Origin of the sequence: Streptosporangium sp. NPDC005286 (assembly GCF_040607515.1) — a bacterium.
Taxonomy (GTDB): Bacteria; Actinomycetota; Actinomycetes; order Streptosporangiales; family Streptosporangiaceae; genus Streptosporangium.
In genome coordinates this window covers 1-17,778 of the sequence record NZ_JBEXGU010000102.1, presented here as the reverse complement: position 1 = coordinate 17,778, position 17,778 = coordinate 1, and the positions used below count along the sequence as shown (strand labels likewise).

Annotated in this window: 16 protein-coding genes; 11 read left to right on the top strand and 5 right to left on the bottom strand. The window is 70.5% G+C overall.

Annotation, left to right across the window (positions count from 1 at the left end; translation table 11 throughout):
• Window positions 1–306 precede the first annotated feature (306 nt).
• Both dapA and ABZU75_RS30005 read left to right on the top strand, forming a co-directional pair.
• Window positions 307–1,233 (top strand): 4-hydroxy-tetrahydrodipicolinate synthase, encoded by a 927-nt coding sequence (dapA, locus tag ABZU75_RS30010; RefSeq protein WP_350913063.1) that lies wholly within the window; start codon window positions 307–309, stop codon window positions 1,231–1,233.
• 164 nt (window positions 1,234–1,397) lie between these two features.
• Window positions 1,398–3,083, top strand: coding sequence for a ribonuclease J (locus tag ABZU75_RS30005; protein ID WP_355561279.1), 1,686 nt, complete (start codon window positions 1,398–1,400; stop codon window positions 3,081–3,083).
• A gap of 75 nt (window positions 3,084–3,158) precedes the next feature.
• On the opposite strand, the gene ABZU75_RS30000 is transcribed toward ABZU75_RS30005, so the two are convergent.
• Window positions 3,159–3,326 carry a hypothetical protein gene (locus tag ABZU75_RS30000; protein ID WP_355561277.1) on the bottom strand — a complete coding sequence of 56 codons (168 nt, stop codon included), beginning with the start codon at window positions 3,324–3,326 and terminating at the stop codon, window positions 3,159–3,161.
• 37 nt (window positions 3,327–3,363) lie between these two features.
• Here ABZU75_RS30000 and ABZU75_RS29995 point away from each other — a divergent pair, with 37 nt between their 5' ends.
• The 7 genes from ABZU75_RS29995 to ABZU75_RS29965 all read left to right on the top strand — a co-directional run bounded on the left by ABZU75_RS29995 (window position 3,364) and on the right by ABZU75_RS29965 (window position 10,289).
• The gene (locus ABZU75_RS29995) at window positions 3,364–3,489 is read left to right on the top strand and encodes a hypothetical protein (protein ID WP_355561274.1); all 126 of its coding nucleotides are present in this window, start codon (window positions 3,364–3,366) and stop codon (window positions 3,487–3,489) included.
• A 104-nt stretch (window positions 3,490–3,593) separates the two neighbouring features.
• On the top strand, window positions 3,594–6,122 hold the full coding sequence (locus ABZU75_RS29990) for a DNA translocase FtsK (protein ID WP_355561271.1): 2,529 nt from the start codon (window positions 3,594–3,596) through the stop codon (window positions 6,120–6,122).
• A 99-nt stretch (window positions 6,123–6,221) separates the two neighbouring features.
• A complete protein-coding gene (locus tag ABZU75_RS29985) occupies window positions 6,222–6,977 on the top strand; it encodes a helix-turn-helix domain-containing protein (RefSeq protein WP_350913074.1) in 756 nt (251 codons plus the stop codon).
• A 216-nt stretch (window positions 6,978–7,193) separates the two neighbouring features.
• Window positions 7,194–8,603 (top strand): 30S ribosomal protein S12 methylthiotransferase RimO, encoded by a 1,410-nt coding sequence (gene rimO, locus ABZU75_RS29980; RefSeq protein ID WP_350955656.1) that lies wholly within the window; start codon window positions 7,194–7,196, stop codon window positions 8,601–8,603.
• A gap of 25 nt (window positions 8,604–8,628) precedes the next feature.
• Window positions 8,629–9,234 (top strand): CDP-diacylglycerol--glycerol-3-phosphate 3-phosphatidyltransferase, encoded by a 606-nt coding sequence (gene pgsA, locus ABZU75_RS29975; protein WP_355561267.1) that lies wholly within the window; start codon window positions 8,629–8,631, stop codon window positions 9,232–9,234.
• Complete coding sequence (locus tag ABZU75_RS29970; protein ID WP_355561264.1) at window positions 9,231–9,734, top strand: nicotinamide-nucleotide amidohydrolase family protein; 504 nt, start codon at window positions 9,231–9,233, stop codon at window positions 9,732–9,734. The genes pgsA and ABZU75_RS29970 overlap by 4 nt, the downstream gene beginning before the upstream one ends.
• Window positions 9,735–9,941: 207 nt before the next feature.
• Window positions 9,942–10,289 carry a helix-turn-helix transcriptional regulator gene (locus tag ABZU75_RS29965; protein WP_030904158.1) on the top strand — a complete coding sequence of 116 codons (348 nt, stop codon included), beginning with the start codon at window positions 9,942–9,944 and terminating at the stop codon, window positions 10,287–10,289.
• Here ABZU75_RS29965 and ABZU75_RS29960 read toward each other — a convergent pair.
• The 3 genes from ABZU75_RS29960 to ABZU75_RS29950 all read right to left on the bottom strand — a co-directional run bounded on the left by ABZU75_RS29960 (window position 10,286) and on the right by ABZU75_RS29950 (window position 13,290).
• The gene (locus ABZU75_RS29960; protein ID WP_355561260.1) at window positions 10,286–11,077 is read right to left on the bottom strand and encodes a DNA-formamidopyrimidine glycosylase family protein; all 792 of its coding nucleotides are present in this window, start codon (window positions 11,075–11,077) and stop codon (window positions 10,286–10,288) included. The genes ABZU75_RS29965 and ABZU75_RS29960 overlap by 4 nt on opposite strands.
• A 78-nt stretch (window positions 11,078–11,155) precedes the next feature.
• The gene (locus tag ABZU75_RS29955) at window positions 11,156–11,605 is read right to left on the bottom strand and encodes an Rrf2 family transcriptional regulator (protein WP_326637143.1); all 450 of its coding nucleotides are present in this window, start codon (window positions 11,603–11,605) and stop codon (window positions 11,156–11,158) included.
• Window positions 11,606–11,625: 20 nt separating this feature from the next.
• Window positions 11,626–13,290 (bottom strand): condensation domain-containing protein, encoded by a 1,665-nt coding sequence (locus ABZU75_RS29950; protein WP_355561257.1) that lies wholly within the window; start codon window positions 13,288–13,290, stop codon window positions 11,626–11,628.
• Between the two features lie 348 nt (window positions 13,291–13,638).
• Here ABZU75_RS29950 and ABZU75_RS29945 point away from each other — a divergent pair, with 348 nt between their 5' ends.
• Window positions 13,639–14,817, top strand: coding sequence for an ROK family transcriptional regulator (locus ABZU75_RS29945; protein WP_350913087.1), 1,179 nt, complete (start codon window positions 13,639–13,641; stop codon window positions 14,815–14,817).
• A gap of 159 nt (window positions 14,818–14,976) precedes the next feature.
• Here the strand turns inward: ABZU75_RS29945 and ABZU75_RS29940 are convergent, their stop codons facing one another.
• Entirely contained in the window at window positions 14,977–16,488 is a 1,512-nt protein-coding gene (locus tag ABZU75_RS29940; protein WP_355561253.1) for a glycoside hydrolase family 3 N-terminal domain-containing protein, read from the bottom strand.
• Between the two features lie 165 nt (window positions 16,489–16,653).
• Between ABZU75_RS29940 and ABZU75_RS29935 the strand changes: the two genes are divergently transcribed.
• Window positions 16,654–17,775, top strand: a complete 1,122-nt coding sequence (locus ABZU75_RS29935; RefSeq protein ID WP_355561250.1) for a condensation domain-containing protein — start codon at window positions 16,654–16,656, stop codon at window positions 17,773–17,775.
• Window positions 17,776–17,778: the final 3 nt, after the last annotated feature.

The window sequence follows — 17,778 nt, the reverse complement described above, 5'->3', positions numbered from 1 at the left end:
GAAGTGGACAAAAGTATCGTTAACCATGTAAGCGGGCGCTAAGCCCTGAATGTCGCTCCCGGCCCCTGATCACCCCAGGTCATCTCGCTTCTGCCCGGATCGATGTGGACGGTTCCGGTCGCGTGGCGGGCCCGGAGTCCCGTGACGAGTGCGGATCGGAGTCCCTCGCCACGGTGTCGTATATCCGCGTGTACGGTGTGCAGCGGGCACCTCGGGGGGATGTTCACTCTTGGGCCCATCGGTGGACGGAGGTTAGGCGGGGTGGCGGGGTCCACCGTTTCAGCGGATCCAGGTAGCGTTCGGTCTATGGCAGCGCCAACTGGAACCTACGACGCCCCCTTCGGCCGCATGCTGACCGCCATGGTCACGCCGTTCACGAGTGACGGAGCGGTCGACTACGAGACAGCGCGTCGTCTGGCCACCTATTTGGTGGATGAGCAGCGCAACGACGGCCTCGTCGTGAGCGGCACCACGGGAGAGTCCCCGACGACCACGGACGAGGAGAAGGAGCGCCTGCTGCGCGCCGTCGTCGAGGCGGTCGGTGACCGCGCCACGGTCGTCGCCGGAGCCGGCACCAACGACACGCACCACAGTGTCGAGGTGGCCCGAGCCGCCGAGCGCGCCGGGGCCCACGGTCTCCTGCTGGTGACGCCGTACTACAGCAAGCCCCCCCAGGAGGGGATCTACCGTCACTTCTGTACAGTGGCAGACGCCACGGCCCTGCCGGCCATGCTCTACGACATCCCAGGTCGCAGCGGTGTGCCGATCCAGAGGGAGACGCTGACGCGGCTCGCCGGGCACGAGCGGATCGTCGCGGTGAAGGACGCCAAGGCCGACCTGTTCGAGGGGTCGCAGGTCATCGCGTCCACCGGCCTCGCCTACTACTCGGGTGACGACACGCTCAACCTGCCGTGGCTGTCGGTGGGGGCCGTGGGGTGTGTCAGCGTGATCGGCCACGTCGCGGGCGCGGAGATCGCCGCGATGATCGAGGCGTACCGCTCCGGGGACGCGGCGGGTGCGCTCGCCATCCACCGCCGGCTGCTCCCCGTGGTCTCCGGGATCATGATGCAGGCCGGTGGCGCGATCATGGCGAAGGCGGCGTTGAACCTGGTGGGGCAGCCCGCGGGACCGATGCGGTCGCCTCTGGTGGAGGCAACCGCCGAGCAGCTCGCCAGGCTGCGCGAAGACTTGATCACGGGCGGTGTGAAGCTGCCCGACGAAGTTGTGACATGAGAGCGACGACCGCGGCCCTCATCGGCCGCATCCGGGAGGAACGAGAGTTTGCGAGAAAGAAGACACACTGGTCCGCTAGGGGACGGGGTGCTCGGCGAGGGAGTAGTCCTGCTGCCCACGGGGGCCTTTGCCGCATGTGAGACCGCTGAGAGAGGTGTGGCCTGATGAGTCACCCCCACCCCGAACTCGGGCCGCCGCCAACGCTGCCCGAAGGCGCCCTGCGCATCGTCGCACTGGGCGGCCTCGGTGAGATCGGCCGCAACATGGCCGTGTTCGAGTACGAGGGCCGTCTGCTGATCGTCGACTGCGGGGTGCTGTTCCCCGAGCCCGACCAGCCCGGCATCGACCTGATCCTGCCCGACTTCGAGTACATCCGGGGCCGCCTGGACGACGTCGAGGCCGTGATCCTGACCCACGCGCACGAGGACCACATCGGTGCCGTGCCGTACCTGCTGCGCGAGCGTCGCGACATCCCGGTCGTGGGGTCCAAGCTGACGCTGGCGCTGATCGAGGCCAAGCTCACCGAGCACCGCATCCAGCCGGTCAAGCGCGAGGTCGTGGAGGGAGAGCGGCACCGGTTCGGGCCGTTCGAGTGCGAGTTCCTCGCCGTCAACCACTCCATCCCGGACGCGCTGGCCGTCGCGATCAGGACACCCGCGGGCATCGTCCTGCACACCGGTGACTTCAGGATGGACCAGTTGCCCAGTGACGGGCGGCTGACCGACCTGGGCGGGTTCGCCAGGCTCGGCGCGGAGGGCGTCGACCTGCTGATGTCCGACTCGACCAACGCCGAGGTGCCGGGCTTCGTCACCAGTGAGCGGGAGATCGCGCCGGTCATCGACGAGGTCGTCCGCACGGCGGGCAAGCGCGTGATCGTGGCGAGCTTCGCCTCCCACATCCACCGCGTCCAGCAGGTCATCGACGCGGCTGAGAAGCACGGTCGCAAGGTCGCGCTGGTCGGTCGCTCGATGGTGCGCAACATGGGCGTCGCCCGCGACCTGGGCTATCTGAGGGTCTCGCCGGGGCTGATCGTCGACTCCAAGGAGATCGAGGGCTGGCCGCCGGAGGACGTGGTGCTGATCTGCACCGGGTCCCAGGGCGAGCCGATGGCGGCGCTGTCGCGGATGGCCAACCGCGATCACCCGATCCGGATCGCCGAGGGCGACACGGTTCTCCTGGCCTCCTCGCTGGTGCCGGGTAACGAGACCGCGGTCAACAACGTGATCAACGGCCTGTCCCGCTGGGGCGCCCGCGTGGTGCACAAGGGCAACGCGAAGGTGCACGTCTCAGGGCACGCCGCCGCGGGCGAGCTGCTGTACGTGCTCAACCTGACGCGACCGTCCAACTTCATGCCGGTGCACGGCGAGTGGCGCCACCTGCGGGCGCACGCCAAGCTCGCCGCGCTGACCGGGGTGCCGGACGACCACATCGTGATCGCCGAGGACGGCGTCGTGGTGGACCTGGTCGACGGCCGGGCCAAGATCGTGGGCGCGGTTCCCGCCGGTTACGTCTACGTGGACGGCACCTCGGTGGGCGACGTCACCGACTTCGCGCTGAAGGACCGCCGCATCCTGGGCGAGGAGGGCTTCATCTCCATCGTCATCGTGGTGGACACCGCCACCGGCAAGCTCGCCGGAGGCCCGGAGATCCACGCCAGGGGGTCCGGCATCGACCCGGCCATGTTCGACGACATCCTGCCGCAGGTGGAGCGGGCGCTGCAGGAGAACGCGGCCGACGGGGTGGTGGACATCCAGCAGGTCCGCCGCGTGGTCCGCAGGACCGTGGGGCGTTGGGTGAGCGACACCTACCGCCGCCGCCCGATGATCGTTCCGGTCGTCATCGAGGTCTGATCCTCACCTCCGTACGGCGGCCGCACCGGTCGTCGTACGGACGCGAGTGCCACCCTCCCCGCCGGTCGAGGTGGGTCAGCAGACGCCGGGCAGGGAGCAGACCTTGACCGCCGTCTTCCTGGCGTCCCTCAACTGCTTGGCGAACTGGGCGTCGCTCACTTCGCTGTGGTACTCGCCCCCATGGATGTAGATCGCCAGGGCGCGGCCCTCGCGGACGACGACGGCCCGCCGGCCGCCGTCCACGGGCCTGCTCAGGTCGCACGGGTTGAATCCGAGGTTCTTGATCAGCCTGTTGCTGATCTTCCACTCCTCCGCGTCCGGGTACCACAGCGGGGACGAGGCGGTCTACGTCGGCAAGCTGGAGGGGCGCGGGCTCCACCGGATGCCCTCCCGGATCGAGTCATAACTGCTCACGAGATATCAGCTGATTTTGTGAAAGGTCGGGCGAGGCGGGCACCCCTCCGGCGAGTCGGCGAGCAATCCACCATCCGTCTCGTTAACCTCCCTAGCATGGCCACCCGTACGTCTAAAGGCTCCTCAGGAAAGCCCCCCGGCAAGGGCTCCCCCGGTCGCTCGGGCGCCTCCCAGGCCCGTACGGCCCCCGCTCGGCGGGCGTCCGCCAACCGGGGGAGGGGTGCGGGTGCGGCCCGCAGGCCGGCCTCGCCGCAGCACGACCCGATCAGCTGGGTTCTCACCATGATCGGCAAGCTGTTCATGGGCATCTGGATGCTCCTCGCGGGAGGCATCGGCAGCGCCGCGCGGGCCCTGGGGCAGAACGCGCGCGAACTCGACCCCGTCCACCGCCGCGACGGGCTCGGCCTGGCGGTGTTCGCCGGGGCGATCGTGCTGGCGGCCATGACCTGGCGGGAGAACACCGGCACGGTCTCCACGGTGGTCGACGAGGTCATGCGCGCCGTCTTCGGATCGCTGACCTGGCTGGTCCCGATCCTGCTAGTACTGCTGGCCTGGCGGCTGCTGCGTCACCCCGACCAGAACGCCGACACCGGACGGATGATCATCGGGTGGTCCGCCCTCACCATCGGTGTGCTCGGTGTCGTGCACGTCGTTCACGACACGCCGTACCCCTCGGGGGGCGGCTCGGACGGCATGGACAAGGTGGCGGCCGCCGGAGGCATGATCGGCTTCATCGTCTCGGCGCCCCCGGCGAGCATCCTGCCCTCCTTCATCACCATCCCGCTGCTGCTGATCCTGTCGGGCTTCGGCATTCTGGTGATCACCGCCACCCCGGTGCACCGGGTTCCCGAGCGGCTGGCCGAGATCAGGCACATGCTCTTCAACCGCGACCTGCCCAGCGCGCCGCGGGCGTCCAGGAAGCGGCCCTCCACCCGCAAGAAGCCGGACTCCGGCGGGGCCGAGCTGGGCGACCACGTCAAGCCCTACGACACGCCCGTGGTCGCCGAGTCGCCGGGAGGGCTCGGAGGCCACTCCCCGGAGATCGTGCCCGGCCTGGTGGACGAGGCCGAACCCGCGCAGGTCAGGGCCGACGCGCCCGAGCCTCCCGACCCGACCCCGGCGCCGCGCAAGGTCGAGCAGCTCGTCCTGTCCCCGCAGGCGGGTCCCTACACCCTGCCCGAGCCGCAGCTCCTGCGCCCCGGCACCGCCCCCAAGCCGCAGACGAAGGCCAACACGGTGGTCGTCAACGCGCTGACCAGCGTGATGGAGCAGTTCGCCATCGACGCCCAGGTGATCGGCTTCACCCGGGGGCCGACGGTGACGCGCTACGAGATCGAACTCGGCCCGGCGGTCAAGGTCGAGAAGGTCACCGCGCTCACCAAGAACATCGCCTACGCGGTCAAGTCGGCCGACGTCCGGATCCTGTCCCCGATCCCCGGCAAGTCGGCGATCGGCGTCGAGATCCCCAACACCGACAAGGACCTCGTCTCACTGGGCGACATCCTGCGCTCCCCGGTGGCCCAGGCGGACCACCACCCGATGATCGTCGGGCTGGGCAAGGACGTCGAGGGGCGCACGATAGTGGCCAACCTCGCCAAGATGCCGCACCTGCTCATCGCGGGTGCCACCGGCGCCGGAAAGTCGGTCTGCGTCAACGGTCTGATCACCTCGATCCTGATGCGGGCCACCCCCGACGAGGTCCGCATGGTCCTGGTCGACCCCAAGCGGGTCGAGCTCAGCGTCTACGAGGGCATTCCGCACCTCATCACGCCGATCATCACCAATCCCAAGAAGGCCGCCGAGGCCCTGGAATGGGTCGTCGGAGAGATGGACCGCCGCTACGACGACCTGGCCGCCAGCGGCTTCCGGCACGTCGACGACTTCAACAAGGCGGTGCGTACCGGCAAGCTGGTGCCGCCACCGGGCAGCGAGCGGGTCTACCAGCCCTACCCCTACCTGCTGGTGATCGTCGACGAGCTCGCCGACCTGATGATGGTCGCCCCGCGCGACGTCGAGGACTCCATCGTCCGCATCACCCAGCTCGCCCGCGCGGCCGGCATCCACCTGGTCATCGCGACCCAGCGCCCCTCGGTGGACGTGGTCACCGGGCTGATCAAGGCCAATGTCCCCTCCCGGCTGGCCTTCGCCACCTCCTCGCTGGCCGACTCCCGGGTCATCCTGGACCAGCCGGGCGCGGAGAAGCTCGTCGGCCAGGGCGACTCGCTCTTCCTGCCGATGGGCGCCAGCAAGCCCATGCGGCTGCAGAACGCGTTCGTCTCCGAGAAGGAGATCGGCGAGATCGTCGGGCACTGCAAGGCCCAGATGGCTGTCGAGTACCGCGACGACGTGGCCGCCGTGACGACCTCCAAGAAGGAGATCGACGAGGACATCGGCGACGACCTCGACCTGCTGATCCAGGCGGCCGAGCTCATCGTGACCACCCAGTTCGGTTCGACCTCGATGCTCCAGCGCAAGCTAAGGGTCGGCTTCGCCAAGGCGGGCCGTCTGATGGACCTGCTGGAGAGCAGGAACGTCGTCGGGCCCAGCGAGGGTTCGAAGGCCCGGGAGGTCATGGTCAAGCCCGACGAGCTCCCCGGCCTGCTGACCGACCTGCGTGGAGGATGACACACCGGGAGGGAACGGACCCCCCGCCGCACACCTCCCGTCCGGTTACTGATTGAATGGGGATCGCTACGCAACGTCGGGGGCTGAGGGGCGTGCGCCATGGGCATTGGAAGCGATCTGGCGGATGCCAGGCGGTCGATGGGGATGACCGTTGGGCAGTTGAGCGCGCGGACACGCATCCGCGAGGTGCTCATCCAGGCGATCGAGAGGAACGACTTCTCCCAGTGCGGGGGTGATTTCTACGCGCGGGGCCATATAAGAAACATCGCCAAGGTCGTCGGGCTCGATCCGGAGACGCTGGTGCACCGCTACGACGAGCAGCACGGGGGTGTCCCGCTGCCGGTGCGGGCCTCCAGCGTCTTCCAGGCCGACATGCCACTGAAGATCCGTGAGCGCCGCTCGCCCAACTGGACGACGGCCATGGCGGTGGCGCTGGGCATCGTGGTCATCTTCGGAGTGGTGCGGACCATGGGCGGGGGCGACACGCCCATAGCGGATGGCCATCCCGTGCCGGTGCCCGCCGCACTGCCGCCGCCGGCCGGCAGCGCTCCCGGCTCACCGGGCCGGGCGGCGTCCCTGGCCGAGAAGAAGCGCAAGGACATGGTCGTCCTCCAGGTCAGGGCGGAGCGCACCTCCTGGCTGGACGTGGAGGACGCGGGCGGCAAGAGGCTCTTCTCCGGAACGCTCAAGGAGGGCAAGACCTCGACCTGGAAGGCGAAGGACAGGATGAGGGTCACCTTCGGCGACGGGGGGGCGTTCACCCTGAAGGTGAACGGCAAGAACCTGGGTGCCCCGGGGAGCCCGGGGCAGATCGTCAACCGCTCCTACGACGCCCCCGCCGCCAAGGAGCGCTGACGCGGCGACCGGGAGTTCTGCCGGGGTCGCGGCGACGGCCCCGGCCAGGCTCGTGGATCACCCGGTCGGGTGAACGTCCCTGGTCGGCACGGTGGTCCTCACCTTCCGGACTCCCGTCTTCACGGCGGGATGTCCGGGGCGGACGGGGATGCGGCGGTGCTGGAGTGGGGGAGGTGCATCGGGTAGTGGCCAACTCCCGATACCGTAGTGTTCACCATGTCATCCCGCCGAACCGCATCGCTGATCACACTTGGTTGCGCACGCAACGAGGTCGACTCCGAAGAGCTCGCCGCTCGTCTTGAGGCTGCCGGCTGGCAGCTGGGCGACGACGATCCCGACGTCGTCGTCGTCAACACGTGTGGCTTCATCGACTCAGCGAAAAAGGACTCCATCGACACGCTGCTCGCCGCGGCCGACTCCGGGGCCAAGGTGGTCGCCGCGGGTTGCATGGCGGAGCGGTACGGTGACCAGCTCGCCGAGGCGCTGCCCGAGGCCGCGGCGGTCATCTCCTTCGACGACTACACCGAGATCGGCACCCGCCTCGACGACGTGCTGGCGGGCAGGCCGCTCGTCCCGCACAGCCCCCGTGACCGCAGGACCCTGCTGCCCATCTCGCCGGTGGAGCGTGCCGCCGCCCCCAAGACCGCCATTCCCGGCCATGGCGAGCTGCCCGAGGGCCTGGCACCCGCCAGCGGTCCCCGGCCGCTCCGCAAGCGCCTGGGCGAAGGGCCGGTGGCCTCGCTGAAGCTGGCCTCCGGCTGCGACCGGCGCTGCACGTTCTGTGCCATCCCCGCCTTCCGCGGGGCGTACGTCTCGCGCCGCTCCGAGGAACTCCTCGGTGAGGCCGCCTGGCTGGCCGAGCAGGGCGTCAAGGAGCTGGTGCTGGTCAGCGAGAACTCCACCTCCTACGGCAAGGACCTGGGCGACCTGCGGGCGCTGGAGAAGCTGCTGCCCTCGCTCGCCGCGACCGAGGGCATCAAACGGGTGCGCGTCAGCTACCTGCAGCCCGCCGAGCTCCGCCCGGGGCTGCTGGAGATCATCTCCTCGACGGAGGGGGTGGCCCCCTACTTCGACCTGTCCTTCCAGCACGCCAGTGGTCCCGTGCTCCGCCGGATGCGCCGCTTCGGTGACCCCGCGCGCTTCCTCGACCTCCTGGAGTCGATCCGCGCCCACGCCCCCGAGGCGGGCGTGCGCTCCAACTTCATCGTGGGCTTCCCCGGCGAGACCGAGGAGGAGTTCGGTGAGCTGGTGGGCTTCCTGGAGCAGGCCAGGCTCGACGTGATCGGCATCTTCGGTTACTCCGACGAGGAGGGCACCGAGGCGGCCTCGCTCCCGGGCAAGCTTGACCAGGAGATCGTCGACGCCCGGGTGTCCGCGCTCACCGAGCTGGCCGAGGAGCTCATGGCCCAGCGGGCCGAGGAACGGATCGGCACCGAGGTCGACGTCCTGATCGAGGAGGACCTGGGCGACGGCGGCTACGAGGGTCGCGCCGCCCACCAGGGGCCCGAGGTCGACGGCTCGGTGACGGTCCAGGGCATCGGACTGGTCCCCGGCCAGATCGTCCGGGCCGTCGTGGTCGACTCGGAGGGGGTCGACCTGATCGCCCGCATCAAGGCGGCCCCATGAACGCGCCACCGGGCCGGGAGAGCGTATGACCAACACGCCAGAGACCGGCACCGACTCGACAGCGACACCCGCGCGCCCCAAGGTGAGCGCCTGGAACATCGCCAATGTCGTGACGGTGATACGACTGGCGATGGTTCCGTTCTTCGCGGCCTGCCTCTTCCTGCCGGGATCCGGCTGGAGGGTGGCCGCGCTGGTGGTCTTCATGGTGGCCTCGCTCACCGACCTGCTCGACGGCGAGCTGGCCCGCCGCTACGGCCTGATCACCGATTTCGGGAAGATCGCCGATCCGATCGCCGACAAGGCCCTCATCGGTGCCGCGCTGATCAGCCTGTCGGTGCTGGGGGAACTGCCCTGGTGGGTCACCATCGTGATCCTGGGCAGGGAGCTGGGCGTCACCGCGCTGAGGTTCGCGGTCATCCGGCACGGCGTCATCCCGGCCAGTTACGGTGGGAAGGTGAAGACCGTCCTGCAGATCGCTGCGATCGTCTCCTACATCTGGCCGGATGTGCCCGGCCCGATCCGCTGGGTCGTCATGGGAGCGGCGGCCGTCGTCACCGTCGGCACCGGCCTTGACTACGTGATCCGGGCGATCAAGCTCAGGCAGGTCGCGAAGCGGGCGCGGGCCGTATGAGCCACCGCCTGCTCGCGACGACCACGGTCCTCTCCCTTCTCGTCCGCGGGGGCGAGACGGTGGCGGTGGCCGAGTCACTGACCGCCGGGCTGATCGGAGCGGCCCTCACAGAGCCGCCGGGAGCCTCCGCGGCCTTCCTGGGAGGGGTCATCTCCTACTCCAGCGAGCTCAAGCAGCGGCTGCTGAACGTCCCCGCGGACCTGCTCGACCGCGAGGGCGCCGTGCACCCGCAGATCGCCGCCGCCATGGCGACCGGGGTGCGCCTCCTGGCCGGCTCCACCTACGGTCTGGCCGTCACCGGTGTGGCCGGTCCCGAACCACAGGATGGTAAACCGGTCGGTACGGTTCATCTCGCCGTTAGCGGTCCGGACGGACGGGTATGGCACCGGGATCTGCAACTCGCGGGGACTCGTGAGCAGATCCGGGAATCGACGGTGAATGAGGCCGTAGACCTTCTCCGAGGTGTGCTGGAGGCGAACGTGGGGGAACATTCCGGGTGATTACCGCGTTACGTCCCCAGCGAACATGCTCCCCATGGTCTGCCGCGGTGTCGGTGGATACAGGTACGGTGGAACTGTGAGTGAGGTAAAGGTCAAGCGATGATGACGGCGAGGAGTATGTACCAAGGGTCGCGTTCGAAGAACGGGCGGCACGAACCGATAGCGCGGAGTGTCGCGAAGGCATCCGCGCCGGGGAGGGAGCGACAGATGGTCCTGCTGCGTCAGCTGCTCGGTGACGTGCTGCGGCGGCTGAGGGTGCGGCAGAGTCGCACCCTGCGTGAGGTGTCCACACTGGCTCGGGTTTCTCTTGGCTACTTGTCCGAGGTGGAGCGTGGGCAGAAGGAGGCCTCTTCAGAGCTGCTCGCGTCGATTTGCGGTGCCCTGGGCGTGCCGCTTTCACAGGTTCTCCGTGAGGTCTCCGACCAGTTCGCGTTGGCCGAACTCCAGCACGCTCCGGTGCTGGCGGGCGATGTCCCCGAGCGGGAGCGTCTGCCGATTCCCGAGACCGTGCCCGATTCCGTCTTCCCCGAGGTCAACGACATGGTCGCCGCCTAGCCGGTCGGTTCTTCCGGCTGGCAGTGACGGCACCAGATGATCAGCCGTTCCTGCGGCTGTGCACCCATCTCCCCGCGACTGATCCGATGCCCGCAGCGCAGGCAAGGCCGCCCGGCCCTGCCGTAGACCCAGGTGCCCCGTCCCGGACGGGGGTCGCCCGTCGTGGTCCTGCTCGGGCGCTCCTTGTTCGCGTCCATCAACCGTCGCGCGAGCGAAACGATCGCCTCCAGATCCTTTACCGCACCCACCGGTCGCCACGGCCACACCCCGGCGAGAAAAAGCGTCTCGGCGCGATAGATGGTGCCGATTCCCGCCAGGTTGCGCTGATCGAGCAGCGCGACCCCGATGCTCGTCTCAGGCCGCCGCGCCAGCCGCCGTACGGCTTCGGCCTCGTCCCAGTCCTCTCCGAGCAGGTCGGGTCCGAGATGCCCGACGAGTCGCCCCTCCTCCTCGGCTCGGACCAGGTCGACCATGCCCAGCCGGACCCCCACCGCCTGCCGCTCCGCGTTGGCCAGCACCAGGCGGACGACGTCGCCCCGGGGCAGTCCCCGCCCCGAGGGCGAGATCTGCCAGCTCCCGTCCATCCTCAGATGGGTGTGGACGGTCAGGCCCCCTTCGACGCGGGTGAGCAGGTGTTTGCCGCGTGAGACGGTCTCCAGCACCGCACGCCCGGTGAGATCGGCCGTGGAGTGGCGCGGCACACGGAAGTCCGAGCGGGTCAGCGTCCGCCCGTCGAGTGCCCGGCAGAGCCGCAGTGCGGCCTGGTGGACGACGTCACCCTCGGGCATGGCACCCACCGGGAGACACGTGCCGGCCGCGGGTGGGCGGTACCGGCACGATCACGGGGGACGTCGCGGGCGGCACGGTCAGTCCCAGGCCGCGGGGTCGGCGGACAGGCTGCGAACCCGCTCGGGAAGGGCCCCGGTGGCCACGTTCTCAAGCGTGACCTCTTCCAGGATCGCCCGCTCACTGGCGCGCAGCGCGATCCAGACCTGCTGCAGCGACTCGGCGGGACCCCGGTAGCCGACGTGCTCGGGCCGCTCCCCTCTGACGTTGGCAAGTGGGCCGTCAACGGCACGGATCACATCGGCCAGGCTGATCTCGGCGGGCGGGCGGGCCAGCACGTAGCCCCCCTCGGGGCCACGCTGGCCGCGGACCAGCCCGGCGCGGCGCATTTGGAGCAGGATGTTCTCAAGATACTTGGGAGGCATGTCCTGCTCTTTGGCCAGCTCCCCTACCGTGGTGGGGCCATCACCTGCGGCGGCGAGTTCGGCGGCGGCACGGAGGGCATAGTCGACACGAGCGGATAGGCGCATGTAACCGATTATCCCGCCTGCTATTGGTTACTTACGCGCGAGGTCCGCTGAGACGTCGAACGGCGTCCGTCGCCCTCGGTGAGGACGGGGCCGTACGGCGACGCGCCGGTGGGTCCCGGCGCGTGCACGACGTAGCGGTGGGGGGCCATCGCGGAGGTGCGGCCCGGCAGCAGGGCGAGGCAGGCCGCGTGGATCTCCTCGGCGGTTCCTGAGGTGACGTGGCAGGTCAGAAGCCCGTCCGGAGTGCGTGCCACGAGATGGGGCCTTCCCTGGACCGCCTCACCGACGAGCCGCTCCACCGCGCGGAGGCTCACCCAGCAGGAGTCGGTGTAGATCCAGTCCGCATCACGCTCGATAGGCGAAATTCCCGATATATTAGTAATGTCGCAAGTTTGAACATCCCCGTCTCCGGCCGCGATCAGGAGCCGGGCGAGCCCGGTCCCGAAGCCCTCCGCCTGCTCCCGGCTCATCACTCGCGGATCGGTCCAGAGCGTCAGATCCACCACCTCCTCCAGCCGGTTGGCCCAGAGCGCGAGGTGTGCGGGAAGCGAGGCCTCCGGCAGCCAGTCGCACTCGACCTCGGCGGCGGGCGCCGGTTCCGGCTCGGAGACGGTGACACCGCTCATGTCGTTGAAGACGCAGTCACGGGCGAAGTCCACACCCCGCTCGGCGTTGACCGCCTCGATCACCTCCCAGAGCGCTGTGGAGTCGAAACGGCTGTGCTGGTACGCGGAGAGGGAGGCGCCGCGGAAGCGGCGGACGGCCTCGTCGAAGGTGGGGGCGTCCAGCTCCGCGGTGATCAGCGCGTCCTGAGCCAGCGGCCCGACGTAGTCGCGCAGCTCGGGCCGTACCCGGTTGCTCGCCAGCGACGCGATCACGCAGGTTCGCTGCGTGTTCCACAGGCCGATCAGGACGCCCAGCGCGGCGAGTGTGATCGCCGAGCGGCTGGCCCCCGTGCGGCTCGCGATGGCTCCCAGCGCCTTGGCCGCCGGCGCCGAGCGGACCCGCAACCGGGGGCGGATCGCGTCGGCGTCGGCGTTCTCGTCGACCGTGAACATCGACTGCGGTGCCCGCCGCAGGCCGCTCTCCCAGTACCGCAGCGCAGCCTCGGTCCGGCGCAGGGCCGCGGGGGTGCTCTCGGCGGCCGCGAGGTCCAGCGGTTGCATCGGGTACGGCGCCGGTACGGCGATTCCCCGGATCAGGCGTTCCCACTCCCTCATGAGGGTGGCCAGGCCGATGGCGTCGACCGAGGTGTGAGGCAGCACGAACACCACCAGGCGAGGCTCCTCGCCCTCGGTGATCACGGCGACCCGGATCGGAAGCTCGCCCTCCAGATCGAACCGGGTGCCCTGCATCCGCAGGCCCACATCCTCGGCGACCTCGTCCGCAAGGCCGGTCCCGGCACTGTGCACCCCGACGGGCAGCGAGCCGGAACCGGCCACGACCTGGACGCCGGAGTGGATGGTGGCCCGCAGTCCCTCGTGCCGGGAGAGCAGCCGCCCGATAGCCTCGGCGACGGCGGGCAGGGACCTTCTCCCGGGGAGGCGCCTGGTGACGCGGAAGTTCATGTGCAGCGGCGGGTCGCGGAGCACGCAACGCGCCATGTTGGCCTGGCCCATGGTCACGGGCCCCTGCCGGGCCTGTGGCCCCGTGTAGTCGGCCGCGATCCTCATGACGGTATCCATGTCGAGACCTGCCTCGTCACCGGTCGGCCAGGAGCTTACTGAAAAGAATCTTTACCATTTCCGGGAGTGTTCCACGCGCCGTGTCGACGTCGCAAGCCCTTGATTTTCTGGATTCGCGGTGGCTCGCCGACTCCTGGGCGACGGTGTGCGGGCGGCACGCGAGAACCGGAGGGGCCCATCCTGGAGGACGGGGCGGTAGGCGGGGCCGCGGCGTGGCGGGGGACCCTCGTGCACCTCCGCCGGGTCTCCGCCGGGCTAAACTATCAGGAAGTCTTATTAATGAATAGAACCGTTATTCTTGCTTGAATGTAATTGCGACGGGGAAGCGGCGAACAAGAGACCATGCGTATGGAGCGACGTCCTGGCGTGCCCAGGCTATTGAGGGAGATCAACGACAGGGCCGCCCTGGAGCTGTTGCTCGCCTCCGGGCCGCTGACACGGGGGCAGATAGGGGAGCTCACGGGTCTTTCCAAGGTGACGGCGTCCCAGACGCTCGCCCGTCTGGAAGGGCGCGGCCTGGTGGAGGTGGCGGGGGAGCAGGCGGGGGGCCGCGGGCCTAATGCCGCGCTTTATGGGATTATTTCCTCCTCGGCCTATGTGGCGGGCCTGGATGTCGGCCCGGAATTCGTCACGACCGCCATCGCGGATATCCATGGGGAGATCGTCGCCGAAGTGCGGGTGGCGCCGAACGGGCATGAGGATCCGGTCGCTCTGGTGCACAGCGGGGTGGTCAAGGCCTGCCGGTCCGCCAAGGTCGCGCTCTCCAAGCTGCGCGCGGTCGTCATCGGCACTCCGGGCGTGGTCGACCCCCGCACCGGCGACGTGCGGTTCTCCTTCGACCTGCCGGGCTGGCACGAGGGCATCCACGAGGCGCTCGCCCGTGACCTGCGCCGCGACGTCAGGATAGAGAACGACGTGAACCTCGTCGCCATCGCCGAGCGCACCCTGGGCGCCGCCCGCGAGGTCGACGACTTCGTGCTCCTGTGGGTGGGCCGCGGCATCGGCCTCGGTGTCGTGCTCGGCGGGCGGCTGCACCGCGGCCGGTCCGGCAGCGCGGGTGAGATCGGCTACCTGCCGGTGCCCGGCGTGCCGCTGGCCGAGGACGTGCGGGCCGTGCCCGGCAGGCTGCCGTCGCTCGCCGGTGGCCTGCAGTCCCTGGTCAGCGCCGAGGCGGTCGCCGAACTCGCCGCGACGTACGGCTTCGAGGGGGAGAGCGCCGCCGAGTGTGTCGCGGCGGCGGTCGCGGCGGGGGAGCGGGGAGAGCCTCTGATCAACGACATCGCCGGGCGGCTGGCGCTGGGCGTGGCGTCGGTGTGCGTCGTGCTCGACCCCGGGCTCGTGGTGCTCGCCGGCGAGGTCAGTACGGCCGGAGGTGACGCGCTCACCTTCAGGATCGAGGAGGCGGTGGCCAGGAGCTGCCCGGTCCGGCCGCAGGTGGTGGCCAGCGAGGTGACCGGCAACCCGGTGCTGCGCGGGGCCGTCATAGCGGCTCTGGAGCAGGCCCGGGAGGAGATCTTCGCCTCCTGAGGCGTGTTTTGTGGATCTTCGCCTGCGCTGCGGAACGGCCGGACGGATGCCCCGCACGGCGGAGAGGGAACTCATGACGGAGTCACGGGCGACGACGACAACGCCGCGGGGCATCCGTCCGGGCGACCGCGGTAGGCGGAAAGATCCACAAAACACGCTCTAGTTCCGCGGCCGGTGGTGGCCCGCCAGGAGTTCGGCGGCGGCCCGGCCCGAGGCGGCGGTCGCGCCGTGGGTGGTGATGTGCGTGGCACCGGGGGTGGCCGGACCGGGCAGACCCATCTCCACCACGATCGCGTCGGGGCGGCGTGACAGCAGGGCGCCCAGGCGGTCCGCGACCCAGGCGTGCCGGTGGGCGTCGCGGACCACGATCACCAGTGGGCGCCCGGCGGCGGGCGGCGGGAGCGCGTCCTCGGCACCGAGCCGGAGAGCCGTCGTGCCCGGCAGCAGCGCGGCCAGCGGCGAGGCGACGCCCCACGGGGTGGCACGGTCGACGGCGATGTTCGTCTCGGAGACGAGCTCGATCACCTGCGGCGCCGAGGGCAGCGGGAGCCCGTCGCCGCGGACCCGCAGGGCCCGCCTGGCCGCGGCGAGACCGGCGGGTCCGCCTCCCGGGGCCGCCGCCCCGGCCGTCCGGCGCCGCGCGGCGGACCAGGCGGCCAGGCGGCGGACCCGGGAGGCGGCCTCGGCCAGGCGTTCCTCGGGAAGGGTGCCGTCGGCCACCGCGGCCATGATGGCGTTGCGGATGAAACCGACCACTCCGGGCCCCTTGCGCTCGCCGCCCACGCAGATCGCGTCGGCCCCGGCGGCGAGGGCGCGGACCGCCGCCCCGGTCACGCCGTACCGCCCGGCGACCGAGGGCATCTCCACGCCGTCCGTCACGATCAGCCCGTCGAAGCCGAGTTCCTCCCTGAGCAGCCCGACCAGGATGCGGCCGCTCATGGTGGCGGGAGAGTCGGGGTCGTAGGCGGGGACGAGCAGGTGGCCGGTCATCACGGCCCGTACCCCGGCCTCGATGACGGCCCGGTAGGGCGGGAGCGTGGTGGCCGCGAGTTCCTCGGCCGAGTAGGCGACGGTCGGCAGGTCGTCGTGCGAGTCGACGGCGGTGGCGCCGTGGCCGGGGAAGTGCTTGGCACAGCCGGCCACCCCGGCGGACTGGAGGCCGGTGACCCAGGCGCGGGCGTGCCGGGCGACCAGCCAGGGGTCGGTGCCGAACGCGCGGGTGCCGACGACGGGGTTGTCCAGGTCGGAGTTGACGTCGACCACGGGGGCGTAGTTGAGGTTGATGCCCGCGGCGGCCATGTCCAGCCCGACCTCTCGGGCGATCAGCTCGGTCAGCTCGGGGTCGTCCACCGCGCCGAGTGCGAGGTTGCCGGGGCGCGAGCTGCCGGTGAGCGCCTCCAGCCGGGTGACGTCGCCCGCCTCCTCGTCGGTGGCGATCACCACGTCGGGGTTCTCCGCGCGCAGGGCGGCGGTCAGCGTTCTGACCTGCTCGCCGTCCACGAGGTTCCGGGAGTAGAGCGCGACCCCGCCGAGCCCCCCGGCGAGCCGCCTCCGCAGCCAGTCGGGCGCCTCCACGCCCACGAATCCGGGTTGCAGCACGGTGTCGGCAAGCTCGGCCAGTTCGGGGCTCGCGCCATTCGGCCCGCCCGTCCGGCCGCCACGAACGATCATCAACGCCTCCGGCTCGGTTCGTCACACGTCGCTTGTCTCAGGCGTACCACATGTGTAGCATTCGGGAGGCATAAATAAACAAGAAACTTTCCTAATAATTGCCCGCCGGAGCCCGTGCCCCGGCGCCCATCCGAGGAGAGGTCACCCACGAGGGAGCAGGACAGGATGGCGCACACCCCCTTCGACCTGCGGGGAATCCCGCTGGCGCTGCACCTGAACGGTCCCGTCGACACTCCGGCGCTACTGGGCGCGTGCGCCGCCGTGGCCGGCCGGCACCCGGTGCTCGGCCGGGTCAGGGTCACCCGTACGGAGTCGACCCCCGAGGGTTACCCCGGGGTCGCGGCGGCCGAGGCCACCCGCCCGTTCGACCTGGAGCGCGGCCCGCTCGCCCGGTTCACGCTCGTCCGGGTGGGGCCCGAGCGCGTCCGGCTGCTCTTCACCGCGCACGGGCGGGTGTTCGACGCCGGTTCCAAGGACCTCCTGGTCCGCGACCTGGCCGACGCCTACTTCGCGCGTGCGCCCCTCCCGCCGCCGGACGGTACGCCGTCCGCGACGTGCGACCCGGCACGTCCCGACGGTGCCGAGGAGTTCTGGAGGGAGCGCGAGCGCGAGCCCGCAGAACCGGTCCTGCCCGGCCTGCGCGCCGTCCCGCACGGCACCGGCCCCGGTGAGATCGTCGAGATGGTGCTCGGCGCCGCGGAGTCCGGCGCCCTCACCGGGGCCGCCGCGATTCTCGGCGCGACCAGGTTCGAGTTGCTCCTGGCGGCCGTGGGCGTGCTGCTGCGGGGCTACGGCACGGTCGCCTCGCCGCTCGCCCTCGACCTCGGGACCCGCACCTGCCGGACGCGCGAGCGCATCGGGTCGTTCGTCGCGCGGGTGCCGTTCGCCCCGCACCCCGGCCCTGACGAGGAGTTTCCCGCCTACCTGCGCGCGGTCCGGGCCGAGCTCCACGCCATGTACCGGTTCCGGCACGCGCCGCCGGAGCCGCCCGCCTCACCGGTGCTGTTCAGCTACCGCAGGAGGGCGGCCGTCCCGGAGTTCCCCGGTATCGGGGCGGGGGTGGAGTGGACCGTCTTCAACGGGGTGGCCCACGGCGCGCTGCACGTCCAGGCCGTGGACGCGGAGCGGAGTCTCACCCTCGGCCTTCGTTTCAACCCCGCCGTGATCGGTCACGACGACGTGTCCCAGATCGCGGGTCACCTGCGCGCGCTGCTGCGCGCCCTCGCCGCGGAACCCGGCGCGAAGGTCTCGGCACTGCTGGAGCCATCCCGCCCCGAGCCTTCCTAGGCT

Coding starts and splice junctions, on each gene's coding strand:
- dapA (WP_350913063.1), top strand. CDS start 307: ATGGCAGCGCCAACTGGAACCTACGACGCCCCCTTCGGCCGCATGCTG.
- ABZU75_RS30005 (WP_355561279.1), top strand. CDS start 1,398: ATGAGTCACCCCCACCCCGAACTCGGGCCGCCGCCAACGCTGCCCGAA.
- ABZU75_RS29990 (WP_355561271.1), top strand. CDS start 3,594: ATGGCCACCCGTACGTCTAAAGGCTCCTCAGGAAAGCCCCCCGGCAAG.
- ABZU75_RS29985 (WP_350913074.1), top strand. CDS start 6,222: ATGGGCATTGGAAGCGATCTGGCGGATGCCAGGCGGTCGATGGGGATG.
- rimO (WP_350955656.1), top strand. CDS start 7,194: ATGTCATCCCGCCGAACCGCATCGCTGATCACACTTGGTTGCGCACGC.
- pgsA (WP_355561267.1), top strand. CDS start 8,629: ATGACCAACACGCCAGAGACCGGCACCGACTCGACAGCGACACCCGCG.
- ABZU75_RS29970 (WP_355561264.1), top strand. CDS start 9,231: ATGAGCCACCGCCTGCTCGCGACGACCACGGTCCTCTCCCTTCTCGTC.
- ABZU75_RS29965 (WP_030904158.1), top strand. CDS start 9,942: ATGGTCCTGCTGCGTCAGCTGCTCGGTGACGTGCTGCGGCGGCTGAGG.
- ABZU75_RS29960 (WP_355561260.1), bottom strand. CDS start 11,077: ATGCCCGAGGGTGACGTCGTCCACCAGGCCGCACTGCGGCTCTGCCGG.
- ABZU75_RS29955 (WP_326637143.1), bottom strand. CDS start 11,605: ATGCGCCTATCCGCTCGTGTCGACTATGCCCTCCGTGCCGCCGCCGAA.
- ABZU75_RS29950 (WP_355561257.1), bottom strand. CDS start 13,290: ATGGATACCGTCATGAGGATCGCGGCCGACTACACGGGGCCACAGGCC.
- ABZU75_RS29945 (WP_350913087.1), top strand. CDS start 13,639: ATGGAGCGACGTCCTGGCGTGCCCAGGCTATTGAGGGAGATCAACGAC.
- ABZU75_RS29940 (WP_355561253.1), bottom strand. CDS start 16,488: ATGATCGTTCGTGGCGGCCGGACGGGCGGGCCGAATGGCGCGAGCCCC.
- ABZU75_RS29935 (WP_355561250.1), top strand. CDS start 16,654: ATGGCGCACACCCCCTTCGACCTGCGGGGAATCCCGCTGGCGCTGCAC.